Below are 396 nucleotides of genomic sequence, written 5' to 3'. Positions count from 1 at the left end.
CGATCATGCTCCTGTCAAAACCGATGTCGGCCGCTTTGAAGGCGGGGACAAATTCAATTTCCGCGCTGGCGAAATCTTTTTCGGTAATGCCGTATTGGGCGTTAAGCAGGGACAGAACGCCAAGTTTTACTTTTTCTTTCGCGTCCTTGTCCTTATACGGGCGTGAGCCGAAAAGAACGTCAAGGTTTTCCGCTTCCATAAATTCCGACGCTTTTTTCTCCATCTGCTCCCTCGCAAGGTGGGGCAGTAAGTCGGTAATCGTAAACAGCGGGTCGCCCGGCTCCTCGCCGATTCTTATCGATATTTTTTTCCCGTCCGCGTTCACGAACACCCCGTGCATCGCAAGCGGTATCGCCGTCCACTGTTATTTTTTTATCCCGCCGTAGTAGTGGGTAT

The 396-nt window shown here is 51.3% G+C and carries 1 pseudogene; it reads right to left on the bottom strand.

What is annotated here, in order from left to right:
• A pseudogene (locus tag ACYVTD_RS17525) lies at positions 1-340 on the bottom strand (aminopeptidase); the annotation flags it as partial.
• Positions 341-396 lie beyond the last annotated feature (56 nt).

Source organism: Treponema sp. R6D11, from assembly GCF_054786075.1.
This window is presented reverse-complemented; position numbering and strand designations above follow the sequence as displayed.